This is a genomic window from Streptosporangium sp. NBC_01639, assembly GCF_045209755.1.
In the GTDB taxonomy this organism is placed as follows: domain Bacteria; phylum Actinomycetota; class Actinomycetes; order Streptosporangiales; family Streptosporangiaceae; genus Streptosporangium.
The window spans coordinates 4,014,042-4,027,530 of record NZ_CP109272.1 but is presented as its reverse complement, the minus strand read 5'-3'; the positions used below and the strand labels follow the sequence as shown (position 1 = coordinate 4,027,530).

Annotated in this window: 18 protein-coding genes; 13 read left to right on the top strand and 5 right to left on the bottom strand. The window is 65.6% G+C overall.

The features are described 5' to 3' along the window. Positions 1-39 precede the first annotated feature (39 nt). The gene (locus tag OHA77_RS18205; RefSeq protein ID WP_406319224.1) at positions 40-1,074 is read right to left on the bottom strand and encodes an ion channel; all 1,035 of its coding nucleotides are present in this window, start codon (positions 1,072-1,074) and stop codon (positions 40-42) included. Positions 1,075-1,549: 475 nt separating this feature from the next. Here OHA77_RS18205 and OHA77_RS18200 point away from each other — a divergent pair, with 475 nt between their 5' ends. From OHA77_RS18200 to OHA77_RS18170, 7 genes are all read left to right on the top strand, one after another. Continuing rightward, positions 1,550-1,801 (top strand): SCO4226 family nickel-binding protein, encoded by a 252-nt coding sequence (locus OHA77_RS18200; protein WP_326819477.1) that lies wholly within the window; start codon positions 1,550-1,552, stop codon positions 1,799-1,801. Between the two features lie 140 nt (positions 1,802-1,941). Next, positions 1,942-2,172, top strand: a complete 231-nt coding sequence (locus OHA77_RS18195) for a hypothetical protein (RefSeq protein WP_406319223.1) — start codon at positions 1,942-1,944, stop codon at positions 2,170-2,172. Then, the gene (locus tag OHA77_RS18190; protein ID WP_406319222.1) at positions 2,169-2,591 is read left to right on the top strand and encodes a type II toxin-antitoxin system VapC family toxin; all 423 of its coding nucleotides are present in this window, start codon (positions 2,169-2,171) and stop codon (positions 2,589-2,591) included. The genes OHA77_RS18195 and OHA77_RS18190 overlap by 4 nt, the downstream gene beginning before the upstream one ends. A gap of 242 nt (positions 2,592-2,833) precedes the next feature. Then, complete coding sequence (locus OHA77_RS18185) at positions 2,834-3,127, top strand: type II toxin-antitoxin system Phd/YefM family antitoxin (protein ID WP_406319221.1); 294 nt, start codon at positions 2,834-2,836, stop codon at positions 3,125-3,127. A gap of 2 nt (positions 3,128-3,129) precedes the next feature. Continuing rightward, a complete protein-coding gene (locus tag OHA77_RS18180) occupies positions 3,130-3,648 on the top strand; it encodes a type II toxin-antitoxin system RelE/ParE family toxin (RefSeq protein ID WP_406319220.1) in 519 nt (172 codons plus the stop codon). A 606-nt stretch (positions 3,649-4,254) separates the two neighbouring features. Next, the gene (locus OHA77_RS18175; RefSeq protein WP_406319219.1) at positions 4,255-5,220 is read left to right on the top strand and encodes a Fic family protein; all 966 of its coding nucleotides are present in this window, start codon (positions 4,255-4,257) and stop codon (positions 5,218-5,220) included. 843 nt (positions 5,221-6,063) lie between these two features. Further along, positions 6,064-6,477 carry a hypothetical protein gene (locus OHA77_RS18170; protein WP_406319218.1) on the top strand — a complete coding sequence of 138 codons (414 nt, stop codon included), beginning with the start codon at positions 6,064-6,066 and terminating at the stop codon, positions 6,475-6,477. 294 nt (positions 6,478-6,771) lie between these two features. On the opposite strand, the gene OHA77_RS18165 is transcribed toward OHA77_RS18170, so the two are convergent. Further along, positions 6,772-7,026, bottom strand: coding sequence for a GntR family transcriptional regulator (locus OHA77_RS18165; protein WP_406319217.1), 255 nt, complete (start codon positions 7,024-7,026; stop codon positions 6,772-6,774). Positions 7,027-7,122: 96 nt separating this feature from the next. Between OHA77_RS18165 and OHA77_RS18160 the strand changes: the two genes are divergently transcribed. The 3 genes from OHA77_RS18160 (at position 7,123) to OHA77_RS18150 (ending at position 8,106) form a co-directional block, all read left to right on the top strand. After that, a complete protein-coding gene (locus OHA77_RS18160) occupies positions 7,123-7,332 on the top strand; it encodes a hypothetical protein (protein ID WP_406319216.1) in 210 nt (69 codons plus the stop codon). 4 nt (positions 7,333-7,336) lie between these two features. Beyond that, complete coding sequence (locus tag OHA77_RS18155; RefSeq protein WP_406319215.1) at positions 7,337-7,633, top strand: hypothetical protein; 297 nt, start codon at positions 7,337-7,339, stop codon at positions 7,631-7,633. A gap of 317 nt (positions 7,634-7,950) precedes the next feature. Beyond that, a complete protein-coding gene (locus OHA77_RS18150; RefSeq protein ID WP_406319214.1) occupies positions 7,951-8,106 on the top strand; it encodes a hypothetical protein in 156 nt (51 codons plus the stop codon). Here OHA77_RS18150 and OHA77_RS18145 read toward each other — a convergent pair. Beyond that, the gene (locus tag OHA77_RS18145) at positions 8,103-9,524 is read right to left on the bottom strand and encodes a recombinase family protein (protein ID WP_406319212.1); all 1,422 of its coding nucleotides are present in this window, start codon (positions 9,522-9,524) and stop codon (positions 8,103-8,105) included. The genes OHA77_RS18150 and OHA77_RS18145 overlap by 4 nt on opposite strands. Before the next feature lie 283 nt (positions 9,525-9,807). On the opposite strand from OHA77_RS18145, the gene pip reads away from it, so the two are divergent. Continuing rightward, positions 9,808-10,773, top strand: coding sequence for a prolyl aminopeptidase (pip, locus tag OHA77_RS18140; RefSeq protein ID WP_406319211.1), 966 nt, complete (start codon positions 9,808-9,810; stop codon positions 10,771-10,773). A gap of 77 nt (positions 10,774-10,850) precedes the next feature. Here the strand turns inward: pip and OHA77_RS18135 are convergent, their stop codons facing one another. Next, positions 10,851-11,684, bottom strand: coding sequence for an SDR family NAD(P)-dependent oxidoreductase (locus OHA77_RS18135; RefSeq protein WP_406319210.1), 834 nt, complete (start codon positions 11,682-11,684; stop codon positions 10,851-10,853). A 72-nt stretch (positions 11,685-11,756) separates the two neighbouring features. Between OHA77_RS18135 and OHA77_RS18130 the strand changes: the two genes are divergently transcribed. Further along, entirely contained in the window at positions 11,757-12,173 is a 417-nt protein-coding gene (locus OHA77_RS18130) for a winged helix-turn-helix transcriptional regulator (protein ID WP_406319208.1), read from the top strand. Positions 12,174-12,293: 120 nt separating this feature from the next. Here the strand turns inward: OHA77_RS18130 and OHA77_RS18125 are convergent, their stop codons facing one another. Beyond that, positions 12,294-12,908: a TIGR03086 family metal-binding protein gene (locus tag OHA77_RS18125; RefSeq protein ID WP_406319207.1), complete on the bottom strand. Its 615-nt coding sequence runs from the start codon at positions 12,906-12,908 to the stop codon at positions 12,294-12,296. Between the two features lie 79 nt (positions 12,909-12,987). Between OHA77_RS18125 and OHA77_RS18120 the strand changes: the two genes are divergently transcribed. After that, entirely contained in the window at positions 12,988-13,434 is a 447-nt protein-coding gene (locus tag OHA77_RS18120) for a MarR family transcriptional regulator (RefSeq protein ID WP_326819491.1), read from the top strand. Positions 13,435-13,489 lie beyond the last annotated feature (55 nt).

Genomic DNA, 13,489 nt, shown 5'->3' with positions numbered 1-13,489 from the left:
CGGAGCCTGACAGGCATGCAACGGGCACGCGACGGGCGTTCAGTCGGCCTCGCGCATCGCCTTCGCGATCTCGTCGGGCGCAAGGCGGCGGGAACCGACGTAATAGAGTACGGATCCCGCCGGCAACCGGGTCTGCCAGCTGGGGTTGACCAGCAGCCTGTCACCGGCGCGCGCGGCGAGCATCGTGGCGCCGTACCGCCGGCCGAGTGAGGTCTGGCAGCGGTCGACCGACACCGGGCCCAGGGATTCCGGCAACCGCACCGAGAAGGTGTCGGCGCCCCCGTGGGTCATCAGTTGTGTGTAGATCTCGGTGATACCGGGATCCTTCAACTCCTCGGTGATCATGTGAGGATTGTGCCACTGGACACAGCGCGTGGCCTCGTTGACATAGCGCAGCTGCCGGGCCCTGCCGATGTCACGCAACGCGACGACGAGATGAGCGCCCTCGGCGACGTGGTCGGCGGTGACCGCGACCGCCAGGGCCTCGTTGTCGTCGCGAGCATCGACCAGCACGCTGTACGACCGCTGCACGCCGGCCCGGCGCAGCACGTCGTCGTCGGTCAGATCGCCGCGCACGAACGTGACGTCACGGTCGGGCATCGGATGTGTCAGCACGTCGTCCCAGGCACACAGCACGATGCGGCTTGAACCGTCGGCGGTCAGCTCGTCCACCATCTGCTCGGTCCGTCCCGGTGTGTAGCCGAGCAGCACGATGTGGTTCGAGGCCTGCACCGTGATGGCGCCCTGCATGCGTCGTCCCTTCGCTTGTTCCAGCGCCTTGGCCAGCCGGGCGAACACCGCCGTCAGCGTCGCGATGCCGCCGACGATGACGTACGCGCCGACGGCGTGGCCCGCGGCCGACTCCGGATACAGGTCGCCATATCCGACGGTCGCGGCGGTGACCACGAAATACCACCAGTAGTTGGCCGCCTCGACGATCGCGCTGTCCGCAGGCTCCGCGAGGATCATCAGGGGCCAGCTCGTGACGAATACCAGGCTGAAGACGAGAACCGGGGTCCACCACGTTCCCAGCGTCGCGATTCGGGTCAGTAAGCGAGCCAGTAGGATCAGCACGCTTCCTCCTGTTCGGCACGCTTCGGTGCGGCCACCCTAACCGGACAAACCAGCTAAAGCATCACGCATAGCACTATCCGGGTGAAGAAGGAATGCCTAGCTGCCTGGCGGTGCTCAGTCCGCAGGAAGCCGTCGGAGCTGGAGGCTCGCGGATCATCTGACGCCGACCGCGGGGCGGCACCAGCGTCAAGCCAGTGGCCCGTCACGCAACCTTGACGGGCTGGACTACGTCACCCCGGACGGCGAGCGCGAGGGCCGTGGACCGGCGATTTGCAAAGCCCGGCAAGCAGGTCTTGAAGAACCTCGGCGACGACGACTGGAATGGCACCGCGTGAACCAGGGCAGACCATCCACACGGGGAGCCGGCGACGCTGGCGGAAAGAATCGCGATCTTCATCAAGCCGAAAAACGCTTCATCGCATGCTTCTCCGACGGAGGCTGGATGCCTACCAACTGGTGGAAGCGAGGATTCTCGATGGCAAAGTTCATGGACGTCCACAGCGGCTTCGTCGGCGTCACCGAAGAACAGCTGCGAGAGGCGCACGAGCGTGATCTGGCGATCGAGGGGGGCGAGGACGTGCACTTCGAACGCGCATGGCTCGACCCGGAGTCGGGCAAGGTCTTCTGCCTGTCGTCCGGTCCGTCGAAGGAAGCGGTGCTGCGAGTGCACGACAAGGCCGGTCACCCCACGACGGAGATCTACGAGCTGCCGATCGAGGTCGAGTAGCCGCTGTGCCGCGGTGTCGTTGAGGCGGCACAGCATGGGCGGCGGCCTGGCGCGCGGCCGGCTGGACTCGAACGCACCGTTCCGACGCAGGTGTGCTGGTAGATCGGTGCTTTCCAGGTCGGCTGGCGTAGACTCCGGCTATGACCGCTGCTCCTGAAGAGTACGAGGACATGCATCGGCTGGTTGATCGGCTGACGCCGGACCAGCTTCATGAGGTGCGCGCGCACACCCTGCGTCTCGTCCACTCCAATGAGGGAGAGTCGGGCCAGGAGTGGCCGCCGGCCTGGTTCGGGTCGGTGACCACCGAGCAGGACGACATCGCGGAACGCGCTGAGGAGATCCTGCGCCAAGGGTATGGTCGCGAAGTGTGATCGTCGTTGACACCGGCCCCATTGTTGCCGCTGCCATCCGGAATGACCGTAAACACGATGTCTGCGTTGAGGTGTTCAACCAGCTCCGTAAAGAGCGACGTGAGCTGCTTGTTCCGGCCTTTGTGGCCGGCGAGGTCTCCTACATGCTCGGCAAGATCGGCGGAGCCAAGGTGGAGGCCGGCTTCCTGCGCTCGCTGACGTCTGGGGTCTTTCACCTGGTCGAACTCACAGATGATGATCTCGACCGCATCGCCGACCTGGTGGAGCGCTATTCAGATCTTCCGCTCGGATCGGCTGACGCCTCGGTGGTCGCCGTCGCCGAGCGTCTTCGAATCACCGAGGTGTTCACCCTGGACACCAGGGACTTTTCCGTGGTCCGGCCTGCGCACGTCGCCGCCTTTACGCTGGTACCCGGTTGACCTCCCTACGTCATCGGCCACATCACGTTGGTAGGCACCAACGTCAAGCTAGGTGACCCGTCCGAGTGGAGCGCCTGCCAGCCGGGCTTGGGGCCCACTGAGGGATAGTTCTTCGCGTGCCCCCATAGGCTGCGCCGATCTTTCGGACGTAGGTCGTTTCACTGCGTCGGCCTGGGCGCGGTTCGGCGATTGCTGTTCTGTATAGTTGCCTATATAGTTTTTGTATGACTGTTCTCCATGCTGTGACCGAGCTCACGGTCACTGAGGCCGCGCAGCGCGGGGTGGCTCGTCTGGTAGCCGACGCGGAGCAGGGGGCGGATCTGGTGGTGACCCGTCGGCATCAGCCGGTCGCGGCGGTCGTGAGCATGCGGCGTCTCAACGAGATGGAAGAGGCTGCAGCCGATCTGCGTGACCTGGCGCTGGTTCTCGTACGGGCGGCGACCGACAGCGGCCGGCGAACGCCGATCGACGATGTCCTTTCCGCTTTCGGGCATACCCGTGAGTCGCTAGCCGCGCTCCCGGATGACGACGAGTAACGGTGTCCGACGTCGTATTCACCGACCCGGCCATTGACGATCTCCGCAGGATCGGTCCGGACGCCGTACCCAAGGTCCTGAAAAAGATCCTTCTGCTGCTGGAGAACGCCGAGGCCGGTTACCCGCTCGGTGGGGAACTGACCGGATTCCGCAAACTTGTCGTCGGCCGGAACACCTGGCGAGTCGTCTACCGGATCACCGACGACAAAGCGGTCGAGATCTGCGAGATCTGGGCGGTCGGTGAGAGGGCCGACGCGGAGGTCTACGCCGAGGCCAAAGCGCGAGTCCAGGCGGCTGGCGGTTCGCGTCCCGATGTCGTTCGCCTCGGTGAGGTCATCGACCGTCTCGGAGCTCTGACCGATCACATCCACATCGGCGAGGTCCCCGCACGGGAGCCGGTTCCTGATTGGCTCGCCAGTCGGTTAATCTACACGGTCGGCATGGCCCGTGAGGATGTGGCGGCACTCGACTTGGAGGAAGCCGTCGATCTCTGGACGGAGTTTCGGGCGGGGTCGCGTTAGCCGTAGTCGCCGTTCACGGGCTGGAACCGCGCGTGGCGAGAATCGTTCGGGGTTGGGTTACTGCGGCCTCGGTGGCACCAACGTCAAGCCAGGTGACCCATCTCAGTGGGGCACCTGCCAGGCAGGTCTGGTCACGACCGAGGAGTAGCACCGAGCTTCGCTTGCATCTTTCGCGCCCGGCTTCTGGGCGCGAACCGTGTCCGTCCGCGCGACTTCGTCGTCGCCCTTCGGACGACCGGAATCGAACACTCCGTGGCAGGCGCCGGTCTCGACGCGGCTGACTTCCAGCCTGGTGTCCGACGAGGCTGAGGACCTCTTTCGGGGAGCGGTCGAGAGTGCTGGAGCCTCCGGGCGACGGTCGGCCTGCTCGGAGATCTCGTTCGCCCGTCGGGCATGGAGCCCATGCGGTCGGCAGGAGGCTCAGCGGCTTCGATGCTTTGTCCTCCTTGGCCGCGACATCGGATCACCGGGCAAGTTGTTCGGTTCGCTTTTTTTGTTTGAAGCGAACAAAGTAGATTGATTTTGTTCGGTACATTTATATCGACTCAGCCGAACAAAATCATGGGGGGGCCGGTGTCAGGACCGGGCAGGCCGTCCAGGGCGACTGTGTATCAGCGCCTCGACGAGGCCGTTCGAGAGCTTCGTGACCGCTTGGGCGGACTGCCTTCGCCCGCTGAGGCAGAGGACATCTGGTCTGACATCTGGCACCAGGAGGCGTACAACAGCACTGCGATCGAGGGCAACACGCTCGTGTTGCAAGAGGTGGAGAAGCTTCTTGAGGAGGGCAGGGCGGTAGGCGCGAAGCCTCTCAGGGACTACATGGAGGTGAGAGGGTACGGCGACGCTGCGAAGTGGGTGTATGGGCAGGCGCTGGAGCCGGGAGACTGGCAGAACGGAGATCTCACCACGCTCCAGGAAATTCGTCAGATACACCACACCGCTATGTCGCTCGTGTGGGCTGTGGATCCCCATCCACATGCCACCCCCGCCGAAGGCCCGGGGAACTTCCGGCAGCATGAGATCGCCAAATTCCCGGGAGGTATGAAGCCGCCGTCATGGCCGGAAGTCGACTCCCAGATGCGGGACTGGGTAAAGATCGTCGATGACCTTCGCAGCGAGTCCGAGGAGCCTCTCCCTGAACGCTTGGCCCACGTTCACAGCCGGTTCGAACAGATACACCCGTTCCTCGACGGCAACGGACGGACGGGCCGTTTGGTGCTCAACTTGGTACTTGGCAGGATTGGATATCCACCGGCGATCATCTACAAGCGCGACCGCGACAAGTACCTTCAGGCGATGCGCCGAGCCGACAATGACGAGTTCGGCCCGTTGGGTGAACTCATCGCACGCAGCGTGACGACGAATCTGTATCGCTTCGTCATGCCGGCGGTGGCCGGTCCGGTCAAGCTTGTCCCCCTGCCTGCTCTCGCGACACGCGACGTCACCGAAAACGCCCTCCGGGTGGCAGCCGCACGGGGGCGCCTTCGTGCGGTCAAGGGCGATGACGGCATGTGGCGCAGCAGCAAGAAGTGGGTAAACGACTACCTCAAGTCAAGGCACCGCAGGTCGTGATGCATCTGCCATGGATGAAAAGTAGTCTGAGTGGCAAGGCCGCACCAACAGCCTCTCTTCTACCTCAATGGTTACTGGGGCATTGGCGGCACCAGCGTCAAGCTAGGTGACCCATCAGAGTGGGCCGCCTGCCAGACGGGCTTGGTCTCCGGGGAGGAGTAATCCTCTAGGTCGCGCTTGTACGGCTCACACTTACGTTCCAGGTGTGAGCCGTCTTGCTGTTGGGCGTGGTCGAGCTGTTGATCTCCCGCGTCCCGGACGGAATCACCGCTTCATAGCGTTCCTGCACCCCCTTCATTACGAGTCGACGGTAGGAGCATGGTCGAGGGCTTGTGCGGCTGCTCGGGAGGGTGCCGGCGTACGAGGCGACCCGGTGCTGTGTGACGACGTTGCTGTACTTGTGCGCTGTACAGCAGAAAACAGCAACCGTCATGACCGGTGGCAACCCGACCCGGACCGCAGGGCCGCCAGGCCCGAGGACCGGAAGCGGGGCGGCAGAGGCTTTCGACACCCGCATTAGACAACGGCGCTCCTGTGGTCCGGCGTACTGGGTGACCTGCGGGGATGCTAAGCATCGATAGATGCCATACCTTGATCATCTCGCGTATGTCCCACACCTGGAGGTTATCGGGAGGGGCAGCCCTAGCTTTGTGCTGCACGTGCAGCAGCCACTCGAAACGGGAGATCTTCTTCACAATGAGTGCTCAGTACGCATGGTCTGAACGCTTCCCTGCACGGCATCCGGTGACCGAGGGTTCTGGTCACCCGGCGGTCAGTCCACTGGGCGATCTGTATCCTCCGGCTACCGAAGCAGAGGTCCGCCGACTTGAAGAGCGGCTGGGCGTGGAGCTGCCGCCGAGTTACCGGCAGTTTCTCCTGTTCGCCAACGGGTGGGGCAGCGACGATGACTGCCGCCTGCTGCGCATCGAGGAAGTCGGCTGGCTCCGTGATGTCGATCCCTCGATCGCCGAGAGCTGGTCAGAACCCAAGCCCGAGAACTCATGGAGCGTGCCCGACGAGCTCTACTTCGTCTACGGACACGAGCAAGTCTCCGGAAACATGAGAGGGGAGTATGTAGCTAACACCCTTCTGGCCGGGTATTGGGACGATGGAGTCGCTCTCCTCAACACCCACGTCAAAACTCCTGAAGGTGAGTGGGAAGCCTGGTATCTCGCGCCATGGCTGGCTGGCGCTAGGCGCTACAGGTCCTTCTGGGACCTCGCAATGGACGAGCTGAGAATGAGATACCCGAGTTGATGTCCCATTCGTCGTTGAGCTTCGCCGACTCGGGTCCTTCGTGGTGGTGGTCATGCGCGTGGGCGGCGCCGGCCGCGACCGGCCGAAGAGCCGCAGCGCGGCCAGCGACCGCCCCGACGCGCGGCGAGACGCCGCAGGCGGATCGCCTTTAAAGACGTAGAGAAAGTTCTCATTCAGTCGGGTGCTGACTGTGCTGAGCTGGCCTTATGTGGCGTTGTGGTTGAGGCCGGAGTATCGGTTGATGCTTGACACTTCAGGCCGTGCGCCTCGCCAGTGGTCCTCGGGGCTGCTGGGCTATTCGGCGGTGTCCTGGTCGCCGTCGGGTTGGCCGGCGAAACTGCCGAGTCCTCGGACGGTGTAGATGGAGCCCTCGGCGCGGAGCGCCTTCATCACCTTGTGGGCGGTCATGCGGGCGATGCCGAACTCCTGCATCAGGTCGTTCTCGCTGGGGACGCGTGAGCCGGGGCGGTAGGTGCCGGAGGCGATGCGCTCGCGGATGATGTCCGCCACCTGCTGCCACCTGGGCTGATCCTCGCGCCATTCGATCATGAGACCACTGTAGGAACCTCTGCTCGACCATCGGTCTCTGGATGGCTCTACAGTGCCCTATAGACATCCATGAACCGCCTTCTCTACGCTCGACCCATGACAACGACGGGATACGACCTCGATGCGCTCCGTGTGACGTTCCCCCGCTGGGCGATCTTCCGCAGCGACGCAGGAACGTTCTACGCCACCAGACGCGGAGTCGCGCTCAGCGCAGCAGAAATCAACGCCGGGATTCAGCAGACAGTCTGCGCCGATGACCTCGACGGCCTCGTCACCGCGCTCCAAGAGCAGGACGCCTGGCGGTGAGACCATGACCAACCGCTCTCCTGACATCGGGACGTATCACGGGGTCCATCCCGCCGCCCCGCAAGCAGACTACGAACGGCTCATGTGGCGCGACTGCGCGCCGCGCGCCGACCGAGTGCGGATTCGCGAACACACCTGTGAGTGCCGGACGGTCGTCTACGAACTCTGCCAAGCGGGCGGGCTGCTGTTCATCCGGCGCACGTATCGCTCCGATGCCGTGCTCGTACACGAGAGCGAGTGGTTGCGGACCGCCGAAGGAGAGCGGCTGTGGCTACGGGTCCTGCTCGGCCAGGCACGCTGACCAGTCCAAACGGCCATGACCTGGGTGGCCGAAGCGGCCGGACAGGCGTCGGGACGGGTCGGCGGTCGTCGGCTGACTCCGGCAACGCGTGTGTAAGCACTCGTGTAGATCACATCCAGCTGGCGGTGTAAAAGCCCGGCTAGATCAGCGTGATACCGAATCTCCCTTGCTCGCGGTGAACTTGCGGCATCCCGAAAAGCGATCCGACGCCTCGGGAGAGCAGGGGAGACCGCCGTGAACGTAGCCACCGGAGACACGCGGTGGCCTGCTGACGAGTATCTCCGGTCGTGGAGTCGTCGTCCCATCCGGCGGCCGTCATGAATGACGAGATGCGGGCGCGGGTCGCCGCCTCCCGCGCCGCACAAGGACTACCACCGATCGTGGAAGACCTGGCCGTGATCGAACGCGTCGCCGCCGTCTTCCGCCTCGTCGATGTCTCTGAGCCGCCTGCCGTGCCGGAGGCGGCGGCTTAGGCAATCCAGTCGAAACTGAACCGGTCGGGGTCCCAGCGCTTGCGCGGGTTGGCCGGTCCGACCGCGACCGTGCGAACGGCTGAGGCGATGATCGCCCGTTGCTGGGAGACGTTCATCGCCTCCCAGCGGCTCAGCATCTCCCCGGCCGTGCCGATAAAGCCCAGCAGCGGCGACGTGCGCGACATGCGGGCCAGTTGGGCGCGGGACCTCTCCAACCGCGCGTCGATCGGGGCGCGGGCGGCCATCCACTCCTTACGGCTGATCTCCCGTGCCGCCCACGCCTGGGCCAGCTCCTCCAACTGCTCCTCATCCGCTCGCACCTCCTCGGCCAGGCCGTCATCGTCTCCGGCCTGGTGCCGTACCCGCTTGGCCAACTCGGGAGAGTCCAGCGCGGTCAGCACCATGTCCCGCACATGCTCATCAGTGCGGACGGCGTTGGTGGCCACCCCACCGCAGGCCGCGGTGCCCGGCACGTTCGGGCATACGTAGCGCGGCACGCCGGAGCGCGGGCGGCCGTTCATCCGCCACCCGCATCGGCCGCACCGCAGGATCCCGGACAGCAGATAGGTCCGTCCGGTGGCGGCCTGGGCGCGGAAGTCACGGGCCGGATCGCTCAACAGGCTGCGCAGCCGATCCGAATCGGTGGCACTGATGATCGCGGGCCAGACGGCGTCGGCCACGATCTCACCCAGCAGCGGGCGCGTGGTCTTAGCAGCGCTACGGGGTGTGTGCTCGCGTCGTCCGCTGATCCGTGCTGAGGCCAGCAGCCGGCGCAACGTCGTCGGGACCCAGTGACCTCCGGCCGGAGTCGTGACCTCACGTGCGCGGAAGTCCCGGCACACGCTCGACAGCGACTCCCCGGCGAGCAAGCGCCGGGCGGCCTCCCGGATCACCTCGGCCTCCTCGCCGATGACCGTGATGCGGTCCTCGGCGTAGCCGTACGGGCGCATCCCACCGCCGGAGACCTTCCCCGCTTCGGCGCTCTGACGACGCTGACGCTTCTGCCGTTCGGCCTTGTGCTCGGCCTCATGCCGAGCGGCGGCCCCGAGCATCCGGGCGATCAGACGCCCGGTCGGGGTGGCGAGGTCGATCTCCCCGGTGACGGTGGCCAACTCGACGCCGCGCCGGTCGGCCAGATCGATCACGTCTTCCAGCTCGCGCGGGGAGCGGGTCAGCCGGTCGACATGCCAGCAGACGATGGCATCGATAGCTCCGCCTTCGATGTCGGCCAACAAGCGCTTCCACGCGGGACGCGGGGCTCCCGAGTAGGCGCTGACGTCGTTGTCGGGGTAGACGTCCACGACAGTCCACCCTTTGCGTTCGATCAGGGCTCGGCAGTCGGCCTCCTGGCGGGCGACGCCCAACCCTGCGCCCTCGCGGTCCTGGCTGATCCGGCAGTAAATCGCGGCTCGTCGCATGGGTCACATAGATACACGTTGGTAGGCACCGGGGTCTCGTGACCGGTCGGTCTGATCGCGGGCGAGGCGTAACGCCGCCGGAGACCATGGCGATGGAGCCGTCGACCCCTCTCCGATCTCCCATGAACCCCGCCGGCAGTCGACTCGAAGAAGTCCGCGAGCTTTCACCCGTCGAGGAAGTCCGCCTCCGGTCCGGGGAACACGCATTCCGGTGGATCTCAGAGCGTCCACATGACCGCGGTCTCATACGAGTAGGTGGTTCGTCCTGCGAAAATGGACCGTCATGAGGACGCTCTATCCACCGACTGAGCCGTACGACTCCGGTCTGCTCGATGTCGGCGACGGTAACCAGATCTATTGGGAAGTCTCCGGCAGCCCCGAGGGCAAGCCCGTGGTCATGGTGCACGGGGGGCCCGGTGGCGGCTGCACCCCCGGCCACCGCCGCCAGTTCGACCCGCAGGCGTACCGCATCGTGCTGTTCGACCAGCGCAACTGCGGGCGCAGCAGGCCACATGCCAGCGACCCGGCCGTGTCGCTGGAGCACAACACGACGTGGCATCTCGTCGCCGATATGGAGCGGCTGCGTGAGCACCTGGGCATCGACCGCTGGATGGTGTTCGGCGGGTCGTGGGGGAGCACGCTGTCGCTCGCGTACGCGCAGACCCACCCTGACAGGGTCACTGAACTCGTGCTGCGCGGCATCTTCATGCTGCGGCCCTTCGAGCTCCGGTGGTTCTACCAGGAAGGGGCGTCGCTGATCTTCCCTGATGTCTGGGAGAGCTATGTCGCACCGATTCCGGAGGAGGAGCGCAAAGATCTGATCGCCGCGTTCCACGCTCGGCTCAACGACCCGGATCCGGAGGTACGGCTGCCCGCGGCACGCGCATGGAGTGTCTGGGAGGGCTCGACCATCACCCTGCGGCCGGACCCCGAGATCGTTGCCACCCATTCCGACGATGACTACGCGGTCGCCTTCGCCAGGATCGAAAGCCACTACTTCCGCAACGGCGGGTTCTTCGAGGAGGAGCAGCTCATCCGGGACGTCGGCAAGGTCCGGCACATTCCCTGTGTCATCGTGCAGGGCCGGTACGACGTGTGTACTCCGGCCAGGACCGCCTGGGATCTTCATCGTGCCTGGCCGGAAGCCGAATTCCACATCGTCGACGACGCGGGGCACGCCTACTCGGAGCCCGGCATCCTTGATCGCCTCATCGAGACAACCGATCGCTTCGCCTTTCGCCGGAACTGACCCGGAACCGACCCGGAACCGATCGGCCTCGCCTTCTCGGTCCGATCGGACGGTACGCCTTCCCGGGACAGAGGAGGTCACTGCATCGAGGCGAGGAGTTTCTCCGTGATCTCGGCCAGGCGGCGGGCGTCGCCCGGGTCGAAGGTCTTCAACGTGAGAGGGACGGGTCTGCCACGGTCGATCGCCGTGAGCGGCTCGTGGGGAGGATGGTCGAGCAGCCGGCTCATCGGGGGAACGACCTGGTCGATCGAGCGGGCTGCGAGCTTGGCGAACAACGTGATGAAGCCCCTGAGCGGCTGGGGGAACTGGGAAAAATCCCCGTTGTCGGTGAAACCGGGGTGGTACATCACATATTTAATATTTCCGCCCGTCTTCTCGGTGAAGGCCACGCCCAGCAGATCGTTGGCCCGGCCGCCCTGGAGCTGGCCGCGCATCATGCTGTAACGGCGTTCCAGCTGCATGTCGTCCCACACGACCGCGCCTGCGGTGTTCCCCGCCCCTGCCACGTTGAGGATGACGGGGGCCGGGCTCGCCTCCAGCGCCTCTCGCAGGCCGTACCCGAGCAGGTAGCGGCTCAGGTAGTAGAGCGAGAAGGTGAACTCCAGCCCTTCGGCCGTCTCCTGCCGCTTGGGGCTCTGCCGGTTGGCGGTCAGAATCAGGGCGTCAACCACGGGATGCCCCGCTGTCACGTGCTCGATGACCCGCATATTCTCCGCGATCGAACTGAGGTCGGCTCGCAGGAAGTGAAGGCGGTCTCCCGCTCCCATCCGCTCGGCCTCCTCGCGTAGCCGGGCGCCTCTGGTCGCATTGCTGCCGATGGCCACCACCACGTCTCCCCGTCGCAGACGGTCCAGGGCCATCCCCTTCCCCATACCGTTGGTGGCGCCCGCGATGACGATGGTCTTGGACATGTGTCCCCCCGTGAGTGACTGTGTGACCTCATCATCGATAACCTTCGGGGAGCCGCGTAAGGAGGCACTTTGATGTCGGGTGCGCACACCGATGTGCCCAGCATGCTGGTGTACGATCTGCCGCTTCCGGTGACGGCGCAAGAGCATGGGGCATGTACGGTCACCGACGTGCTGCGCAGAGTGGGCGACAAATGGAGCGTGCTCATCGTGGTGCTGCTCGGCCGTGGCCCCCGCCGGTTCAACGAACTCCACCGGATGATCGAGGAGATCAGCCAGCGGATGCTCACCCGTACTCTGCGCGGTCTCGAACGCGACGGACTGGTCATGCGCACCGTTCACCCCACGGTTCCGCCGAGCGTCGAATACGCCCTCACCGACCTGGGGATGACGCTCCTGGGCCCGCTGTCGGCCGTCGCGGACTGGGCGGTCGACCACGGCGCCGACATCGCATCGGCCCGAGCCGGTTACGACACCGCGGAACAGCGGTAACCCACCGGCCGCGGTCCGGTCTTTCCGACGTGGACAGCTCAGGTTCCGGGAGCGGCTCCCAGGGTGCGGACGCAGCTGAGCGTCAGGACGTTCCGCCTCGCGTGTGGACTCAGCTGGGTGTCAGGACGTTCCGCCTCCTGGCGAAAGCACGCCCTGAGCGGGGGAACGGCCGAGCATGGCGAGGATCCGGTCGAAGCGGTCCGCGTCATCGGGGATGGTCAGCATCGGCTGGAACGCGGCCCCCGGCCTGCGGCGGCGCTCGTCATCCGGGATCGCCAGGGCGATAGGCCAGGCGGCCTCCACCAGTTCCGGCGCCGCGGTGAACCCGACGCCGAGCGACCGGGCGACGTCCCAGCCGTGCACCAGGTAGTCGATGAAGTGGAAGCCGATGGCCTGTGGCGCGGGGAAGGTCAGGCCCCTGCCGAACTCGGGCAGCGCGAACTCGCGATCCAGCACACCGTCTTCCGCGAACGCCGTCATCACGCGTTCGGCGGACCTGACATAGGCCGAGACGGCATCGCCGCCGAGCGGCGGAACCCGCCACGCCGCCAGGTCGGCCCCGTCTCCCCTGGCCGCGGCGGCGAAGCCGTGGTGCTGGGCGGTCATGTGGCCGAGCAGGTCGGCCAGTGTCCAGCCGGCACACGGCGTCGGCCGGCCGAGGTCCTCGGCCGTCGCCTTGGCGACCAGGTCCACACTCGTGCGCACCACACGCCTGTCCAGTTCCCGGATGTCCATGAACAACCTCTCAGATTGATAAGCTCACGCATATAGTCTACGACTGCATATCATCTGTCAATACGTATAGGGTGACGTCGTGACCGACCGTCCCGACCTGGCCGCGATGATCAGTCCGCTGAGCCGGGCGTTGATCGAGGCTGAGCTCCCCGTGCTGCGGGAGCACGGCCTGTCGATGTGGGCCTACTCGGTCCTGCTGGCGTTGGACGAACGGCCGCTGCGGACCCAGGCCGCACTCGCGGAGTCCATCGGCGCGGACAAGACCCGCATCATCGGGTTCCTCGACGATCTTCAGCAGAAAGGTCTCATCGAACGGGTCCCCGACCCCGCCGATCGACGTGCCCGGGTCCTGTCGCTGACCGCCGAGGGCCGCCGGGTACGCGACTCCGCGCAGGCGGGCATCCGGCGCAATGAGGAACGCCTGCTGGCGCGTCTTCCCGACGAGGACCGGCACGGTTTCCTGCGTGCCCTGCAGATGCTCGCCGCCCTGCCCCACGAAGAGATCGCGGGACCCCGGCAGGCGTGACGCCGTAGGAGGAGGGCGGCCACCATATGATCCGCTGAACGCGAGGCCCGTGATC